Source organism: Pseudomonas sp. PA-4-8C (genome assembly GCF_021606625.1).
Taxonomy (GTDB): Bacteria; Pseudomonadota; Gammaproteobacteria; order Pseudomonadales; family Pseudomonadaceae; genus Aquipseudomonas; species Aquipseudomonas lactis.
Genome location: NZ_WKCD01000297.1, coordinates 1 through 6,578, shown reverse-complemented (window position 1 = coordinate 6,578; position 6,578 = coordinate 1). Strand labels below are relative to the sequence as shown.

The window sequence follows — 6,578 nt, the reverse complement described above, 5'->3', positions numbered from 1 at the left end:
TGTTTGGCCCCTCCGACGGGAGCAGCCAGAAAATCTTGCAAACCCCATGGTTTGCACCACCGCTTCGGGTGGCTACAGCGCGTTAATGGCGGCGACCGAGTCGACAGCCAAGAACGGAAAAAGGCCGGTGGCAAGAGCCACCAGCCATCAGCCTTCAGCTTAACGCTTGGGCTGGAGACGCAAGGTCGATGCTTACTTCAGCTCGACTTTAGCGCCTGCTTCTTCCAGAGTAGCTTTGGCTTTGTCAGCGGCGTCTTTCGACACAGCTTCCAGAACCTGGGCAGGAGCGCCGTCAACTACAGCCTTGGCTTCTTTCAGGCCCAGACCGGTCAGTTCACGTACTGCCTTGATCACGTTTACTTTCTTCTCGCCAGCTTCCAGCAGCATGACGTTGAATTCGGTTTGCTCTTCAGCAGCGACAGCAGCAACAGCTGGGCCAGCGGAAGCAGCGGCAGCGGAAACGCCGAATTTTTCTTCGAAAGCTTTGATCAGCTCAACAACCTGCAGAACCGACATTTCAGCTACGGCGTTGAGGATATCGTCTTGGGAGATAGACATTGCTGTATTTCCTGAATTGGGGGACGGCCTACGCGGCCATCGAAATAAACAAAAATACGCGAGAGAATTTGCTCAGCCTTAGGCTGCGGCAGCTTCTTTTTGCTCGCGAACTGCAGCCAGAGTACGAGCCAGCTTGCTGGTAGCGCCTTGAATCACGCTCATCAGCTGCGAAATAGCTTCGTTACGGGTCGGCAGTGTTGCCAGTACGTCGATTTGGTTAGCTGCGAGGAACTTGCCCTCGAACGCAGCTGCCTTGATCTCGAACTTATCCTGACTCTTGGCGAATTCTTTGAACAAACGGGCAGCAGCGCCTGGATGATCTTTAGAGAACGCGATCAGAGTCGGGCCGGTGAACACGTCGTTGAGAACACTGTATTCAGTGTCAGCAACGGCGCGCTTGAGCAGGGTGTTACGTACAACACGTACGTATACGCCAGCTTCACGAGCCTCTTTACGGAGTCCGGTCATAGCGCCTACTGTCACACCACGGGCATCAGCCACGACAGCGGACAGAGCAGCTTTGGCAGCCTCGTTGACTTCAGCGACGATGGCCTTCTTGTCTTCGAGATTAATTGCCACGGGTTTAACTCCTGCTTGTTACCGTTTCATCTGGCCTAGGCCTGATGTCGTTTTGGTGTCTGATTCGGTAAGGAACCGGGAGCACCATCTGCGTAGGCTTGTTGGTTTAAGACTTGCGTCGCCTACGGTCTTGGATAGCCCCCGCCAGGCAGGGACCCCAATCTTTCAATTGGCGCAATTACTTGCGCCAATTTATGTCTTATACGTCCAGCGAGCCTTGGTCGATGACCAGACCTGGGCCCATAGTGGTGCTCAGGGTAACGCGCTTGACGTAGATACCTTTCGAGGAAGCAGGCTTGATACGCTTCAGATCAGCGATCAGGGCTTCAACGTTTTCCTTCAGCTTGACGGCATCGAAGCCGACTTTGCCAACGGAGGTGTGAATGATGCCGTTTTTGTCGGTGCGATAACGAACCTGACCAGCCTTGGCGTTTTTAACCGCGGTAGCTACGTCTGGCGTTACGGTGCCGACTTTAGGGTTAGGCATCAGACCACGTGGACCGAGGATCTGACCCAACTGACCTACAACGCGCATTGCATCCGGGGAAGCAATTACGACGTCATAGTTCAGGTCGCCGCCTTTCATTTCGGCAGCCAGGTCGTCCATGCCAACGCGATCAGCACCAGCGGCCAGAGCAGCTTCAGCAGCTGGGCCTTGGGTGAAGACAGCAACACGTACAGTCTTGCCAGTGCCGTGTGGCAGCACAGTAGCGCTACGAACGACCTGGTCGGATTTACGTGGGTCAACACCCAGGTTTACAGCAACGTCAACAGACTCGCTGAACTTGACAGTCGACAGCTCGGTCAGCAGGGCAGCAGCGTCTACGAAGTTGTAGGACTTGCCTGCTTCGATTTTGCCGGCGATAGCCTTTTGGCGCTTGGTCAGCTTAGCCATTACACACCCTCCACGTTAAGGCCCATGCTACGAGCAGAACCGGCGATGGTACGCACGGCTGCATCCATATCAGCTGCAGTCAGATCCGCGTTTTTGGTTTTCGCGATTTCTTCCAGCTGAGCACGGGTTACAGTGCCAACCTTAACGGTGTTAGGACGAGCGGAACCGCTAGTCAGACCGGCAGCTTTCTTCAGCAAAACCGAAGCCGGGGTCGACTTGGTTTCGAAGGTGAAGCTACGGTCGCTGTATACAGTGATGATCACTGGAGTCGGCAGACCTGGCTCAAGACCCTGAGTACGGGCGTTGAAGGCCTTGCAGAATTCCATGATGTTCACGCCGTGCTGACCCAGAGCTGGACCGACGGGTGGGCTAGGGTTGGCCTGAGCGGCCTTCACTTGCAGCTTGATGTAAGCGGTAATCTTCTTGGCCATGAGGCACTCCAATTACGGGTTCAAACGCCTCGAAAGGCTCCCCGGTTACTTGCGCGTTTATCCCAGTGACGACAAAACCCCACAGCCGAGGCTGCGGGGTTGGGATGCTTGCCCAGCTAGACCTTCTCGACCTGGCTGAACTCCAACTCTACCGGAGTAGAGCGACCGAAAATGAGCACCGCCACTTGGATCCGGCTCTTTTCGTAGTTAACTTCTTCGACCGTACCGTTGAAATCAGCGAACGGACCGTCTGTAACGCGAACAACCTCACCCGGCTCGAACAACGTCTTCGGCTTGGGCTTGTCGCTACCGTCAGCAACACGACGCAGAATTGCTTCCGCCTCTTTGTCGGTGATCGGAGCAGGCTTATCGGCAGTACCGCCAATGAAGCCCATGACGCGAGGGGTATCCTTGACCAAGTGCCAAGTACCTTCGTTCATGTCCATCTGTACCAGCACGTAGCCAGGGAAGAACTTGCGTTCGCTTTTGCGCTTCTGCCCATTCCGCATTTCAACCACTTCTTCAGTGGGAACCAGAATTTCGCCGAAGCCATCTTCCATGCCTGCCAGCTTTACGCGCTCCAGCAAAGAGCGCATAACATGCTTCTCGTAACCCGAGTAAGCATGCACAACGTACCAACGCTTAGCCACGGGACACCCTTAGCCAACAATCAAGGAAACAAGCCAGCCGAGCAGGGAGTCAAGCCCCCACAACAGCAACGCCATAACCAGAACAACAGCCACGACAATCAATGTGGTCTGCGTGGTTTCTTGGCGAGTCGGCCAAACGACTTTACGGATTTCGGTGCGTGCTTCCTTAACCAGTACCGCGAAGGACTTGCCTTTGGCAGTCTGCAGGCCTACAAAGGCAGCTACAGCAGCAAGGGCAAGCAAAGCGAGTACACGGTACAGGATCGGCGAAGCAGAATAGTACTGATTGCCAACAACGCCTACGACCACCAAGGCGACTACAGCAAGCCACTTTACCAGATCGAAACGAGAGCTTTGAGCTTCAGCCTTAGGAGTCATCTATGAAGATCCTGTGAAAAGAAAGCCAGACACACCACGTGAATCTGGCAGGTCAGGAGGGAATCGAACCCCCAACCTACGGTTTTGGAGACCGTCGCTCTGCCAATTGAGCTACTGACCTAAAACAAAATCAGGCCGACCATTATGCAGGCCTGAAAAAGACTTTACAACAACCAACCCCACAAGACCTGAAACATCGAACAACATTCAAGCCGAGGCAGCTGTTAAAACAAAGGCAGATATTTTCATATCTGCCTTGTTATATGGAGCTCTTGAGCGGATTTGAACCGCTGACCTCACCCTTACCAAGGGTGTGCTCTACCAACTGAGCTACAAGAGCGAAACACCTTGCACAACCTGCAAACTTGGAGCGGGTAGCGGGAATCGAACCCGCATCATCAGCTTGGAAGGCTGAGGTTCTACCACTAAACTATACCCGCGGAGCTTGCAGCTCACGCTAAAAATGGTGGAGGGGGAAGGATTCGAACCTTCGAAGTCGTAGACGTCAGATTTACAGTCTGATCCCTTTGGCCGCTCGGGAACCCCTCCTAAGCGAGCCGGCATTTTACATCACGCCGACCTTCTGTCAAGCATTTTCTCATTTAAATTATGAGGTTAGCTGCATTGACGGTAGCTTTGCACTGTAGCCCTTAAAGGTCTTCACTGCGAAGCGGGCGCCATTCTATGCAAACTATTCGAGAGTTGCAATGCCTTCGCACAGCATTATTTTATGTTTTAACTCATTGAATTCATTAGCAAGGCTTTCAAAGGGCAGATCGTCAGCCAGGCGACGGCTCTCAGGGGCTACGCGCAACCAATAACCCGAGGCGTCCGGTGCGTTCAGCAACTGGACCTTGGCCTTGATATCCAGGCTCGTAAGCCTCTGCTCGAGAGAGGAGGCTTGGCGTCGCTCCGAGAAACCACCGATGTATAAGCAGGTATTTTGCGCCTCGGCCGGCCTCGCCCGATCGCGCCGAGCCACCGTGTCTGCCGACTCACTCAAGAGGCGAATGTCTTGCTGCGTTCCCCGATGGAGACTCAAGGGCGTGACATCCTTGGCCCGCAATGGCGCTTCTTGCTGATGCCAGACGTAATAAAAAACATTGAGAACCAGTAAAAGTAAAAACAGCCAGCGCATAATCACCTCAAGACAAAGGACACGCCATCGCCAAACCAACAAACACCAGGTCCGGGACCAACCGAGCCTGAGGCGCAGCATCCCTGACCAGGTCGGCATCGCCTCCAGTGAGGAAGACCGTGAAATCCTCCCCCCAATAGCCTCGCGCCAACTCGAGCTGGGTCAGCACGAACCCTCTAAGCATGAGCGTACAACCACGCTCGACAGCCTCTACGGTTGTTCGACCAGGAGAGAGACGCTCCAGCGCCCGCTCAGCGGCCGCGTCGTCATAGCGTATCTTGCGGGTATGGGTTCGCAGTTGATTACGCATAAGCGGCATACCCGGGCAAATAAACCCACCCAGGTGGCCACCGTCCGGACCAATAAAATCTGCTGTCGCCGCTGTACCAAAGTCGAGTACCAAGCATGCACCTGACGCCAACTTGAACGCGCCTAGCATGGCTAGCCATCGATCCATCCCCAGGCGCTGGAAGTCGTCGTAGCCATTGCGCACTCCGCCCATTTCTTGAGCAGAGGCGGCGCAGGAAACAGCAACGCCAAATGCCGCTACCAAGGCAGCTATCAGCTTATCGGTCTCCTCAAGCGCGCGAACACTCACCAACCGACAACGCGTGAGCAATAGACCAGGCAAAGCCACCAAACTCTCGATCAGCGCGATATCCGAACCTGCGATGCCTTCCGCGCGAACAGTTGCCTCACTCAACTCAAGAACACGCCATTTGATAAAGCTATTTCCACAGTCGAGCTCAAGAATCATCACGCAACCTCAGGCTTAACTCACCACCGCTGTATATTTTCTCAACGCCACCGACATCCAAACGCAAGGCGCCCTGACGATCCACACCCAGCACAACCCCATCAATCTGATTGACGCCCGCGATAAGCGACACGGACTTCCCCTGCCAGGCGTGATGCTGCTCCCATTCGTCTTGCAACCCTGCAAAACCCGCAGCCTTGTGTTGATCTAGGTAGGCTTGTAGTTGCAAACCCAGACGCGCCACCAGGTGATTACGATCCACAGGAGAGCCAGCCTCGAGCTGCATCGAAGTCCATTGCTGATCAACCTCTACAGCCTTCTGCATATTCACATTGATACCTATACCTAGCACAACGTGACAGATATCTGCGGGATCTCCCACCAACTCCAGCAAGATGCCTGAGATTTTCTTTTGCCCAACCAGGACGTCGTTTGGCCACTTCAAAGCTGCGCCCCGCACACCCGACTCACGCAGAGCCTGCAGGACTGCCAGCCCCACCACCAGACTCAGCCCTTCCAGTTGCCGCAGACCGCCCTCAATACGCAATACAAGGCTGTAGTAAACGTTTTGCGCAAATGGGCTGACCCATTTGCGGCCTCGTCGCCCCCTACCAGCCGTCTGCTGCTCCGCCAGCACAACAAAAGGAGCCGCACTGCCCGCACCGATAAGACGTAAAGCCTCAGCATTAGTGGAATCAATGGAGTCGAAAATGTGAACGGGCCAAGCCAAGGAAGCCGCGCCCAGAGAAATCTCCTGCGCATTCAAAAACACCAATGGCGCAGCCAATCTATATCCGCGGCCCCTCACCTTATGAATGGGGAGATTCAATTCTGCCTCAAGATGCTGAAGCTGCTTCCACACGGCACTGCGACTAACGCCCAAGGCAGCGCCAAGCGCTTCTCCAGAATGGAACTGACCATCTTTCAGAAGTTTCAACAACGTCAGCATGCACATATCGCCTCAGAATGAGGCACGCATGATAGCCATGCGCAGGGTCATTGCATAGAAAGGCTGGATATCAGTCTGGATCGAGATTTTCGAGCGCCCAAAACAAAACCCCAACCGCTTTCGCAATTGGGGTTTCGGAATTTAATCTTGACGATGACCTACTCTCACATGGGGAAACCCCACACTACCATCGGCGATGCATCGTTTCACTGCTGAGTTCGGGATGGGATCAGGTGGTTCCAA

At 54.4% G+C, this 6,578-nt stretch carries 9 protein-coding genes, 4 tRNA genes and 1 rRNA gene; all 14 read right to left on the bottom strand.

The features are described from left to right. Positions 1-192 precede the first annotated feature (192 nt). Complete coding sequence (rplL, locus tag GIW04_RS26395; RefSeq protein ID WP_003176432.1) at positions 193-558, bottom strand: 50S ribosomal protein L7/L12; 366 nt, start codon at positions 556-558, stop codon at positions 193-195. Positions 559-636: 78 nt separating this feature from the next. Beyond that, entirely contained in the window at positions 637-1,137 is a 501-nt protein-coding gene (rplJ, locus tag GIW04_RS26390; protein WP_003176433.1) for a 50S ribosomal protein L10, read from the bottom strand. Positions 1,138-1,336: 199 nt separating this feature from the next. Beyond that, a complete protein-coding gene (gene rplA, locus GIW04_RS26385; RefSeq protein WP_003176434.1) occupies positions 1,337-2,032 on the bottom strand; it encodes a 50S ribosomal protein L1 in 696 nt (231 codons plus the stop codon). Then, positions 2,032-2,463 carry a 50S ribosomal protein L11 gene (gene rplK, locus GIW04_RS26380; RefSeq protein ID WP_003176435.1) on the bottom strand — a complete coding sequence of 144 codons (432 nt, stop codon included), beginning with the start codon at positions 2,461-2,463 and terminating at the stop codon, positions 2,032-2,034. Before rplK ends, rplA begins: the two co-directional genes overlap by 1 nt. Before the next feature lie 116 nt (positions 2,464-2,579). Next, the gene (nusG, locus tag GIW04_RS26375; RefSeq protein ID WP_003176436.1) at positions 2,580-3,113 is read right to left on the bottom strand and encodes a transcription termination/antitermination protein NusG; all 534 of its coding nucleotides are present in this window, start codon (positions 3,111-3,113) and stop codon (positions 2,580-2,582) included. 9 nt (positions 3,114-3,122) lie between these two features. Then, positions 3,123-3,491: a preprotein translocase subunit SecE gene (secE, locus tag GIW04_RS26370; RefSeq protein WP_003194658.1), complete on the bottom strand. Its 369-nt coding sequence runs from the start codon at positions 3,489-3,491 to the stop codon at positions 3,123-3,125. A 45-nt stretch (positions 3,492-3,536) separates the two neighbouring features. Then, positions 3,537-3,612 (bottom strand) — tRNA-Trp (locus GIW04_RS26365). Positions 3,613-3,755: 143 nt separating this feature from the next. Beyond that, a tRNA-Thr gene (locus GIW04_RS26360) sits at positions 3,756-3,831 on the bottom strand. Positions 3,832-3,857: 26 nt separating this feature from the next. Beyond that, positions 3,858-3,931: transfer RNA gene (locus GIW04_RS26355), tRNA-Gly, on the bottom strand. A 24-nt stretch (positions 3,932-3,955) separates the two neighbouring features. After that, positions 3,956-4,040, bottom strand: a tRNA-Tyr gene (locus tag GIW04_RS26350). Positions 4,041-4,182: 142 nt separating this feature from the next. Further along, entirely contained in the window at positions 4,183-4,629 is a 447-nt protein-coding gene (locus GIW04_RS26345) for a hypothetical protein (RefSeq protein ID WP_120248730.1), read from the bottom strand. 7 nt (positions 4,630-4,636) lie between these two features. Then, entirely contained in the window at positions 4,637-5,386 is a 750-nt protein-coding gene (locus GIW04_RS26340) for a pantothenate kinase (RefSeq protein ID WP_034133880.1), read from the bottom strand. Beyond that, positions 5,376-6,335, bottom strand: a complete 960-nt coding sequence (gene birA, locus GIW04_RS26335; RefSeq protein WP_094774271.1) for a bifunctional biotin--[acetyl-CoA-carboxylase] ligase/biotin operon repressor BirA — start codon at positions 6,333-6,335, stop codon at positions 5,376-5,378. The genes GIW04_RS26340 and birA overlap by 11 nt, the downstream gene beginning before the upstream one ends. A 145-nt stretch (positions 6,336-6,480) precedes the next feature. Further along, positions 6,481-6,578 (bottom strand): 5S ribosomal RNA (rrf, locus tag GIW04_RS26330); the annotation flags it as partial.